Genomic DNA, 713 nt, shown 5'->3' with positions numbered 1-713 from the left:
CTGGCGGCCAAGCAGGCCGTTCACCGGCGTGTTCGCCAGTGTCGTCGCTCCGTCCTTGTGATCCCGGGCCGTCGGCGTCATCCACATCCCCGCCGAATGGGTCAGGTCGGCCGAGCGGCGGTTGCCCGCGCTCGGCTTGCATCCGTCGTTGGCCATCGGCGTCGGCCACATCACGGCCGTCGTCGCGAGATTCATCCCGTGCTGCCCCGCTGCCTGCGACGGCGTCGGCTTCGTCTGTCGGTTCTCGTTGGCGCTGGCCCTCGGCGTCGGCCAGAGCCGGAGCAGTTCCGTCCGGTTTCCACCACTCGACCGGATCCCAGAGCAGGCGCGCGGGGTTGGCCAGCTGGTCTCCTTCGCGGATGGCAAGGATGAACAGCCGCTCGCGCTTGTGCGGCGCGCCGACTTCCGCCGCCGTGAAGAGGCCTGCCGCAAGCTTGTAGCCCATGCCGACCAGTCCGTTGGCGACTTCGGGGAAGCCGAGCCGGAGATGATGGGCGACATTCTCGAGGAAGACGAAGGGTGGCTCGACCTCGCCGATGATCCGGGCGACATGCGGCCAGAGGTGGCGCGGATCGTCCACACCCCGGCGCTTGCCCGCGACGGAGAACGGCTGGCACGGATAGCCCGCAGTGACGATGTCCACCGCACCGCGCCACGGGCGGCCGTCGAAGGTCGCAACGTCGTCCCAGACAACAGCCTGATCCAGGGACGCG

General features: G+C 69.3%; 1 protein-coding gene. It reads right to left on the bottom strand.

From position 1 onward, the window contains the following. On the bottom strand, nucleotides 1–643 hold a 643-nt coding region (locus tag E3D03_RS21450), incomplete at its 3' end, for a DNA cytosine methyltransferase (RefSeq protein WP_263568564.1). Nucleotides 644–713 lie beyond the last annotated feature (70 nt).

Origin of the sequence: Paracoccus sp. DMF (genome assembly GCF_004407025.1) — a bacterium.
GTDB classification, from domain to species: domain Bacteria; phylum Pseudomonadota; class Alphaproteobacteria; order Rhodobacterales; family Rhodobacteraceae; genus Paracoccus; species Paracoccus aminovorans_B.
The sequence above is the reverse complement of the archived record's forward strand: the minus strand, read 5'-3'. Positions and strand labels throughout refer to the sequence as shown.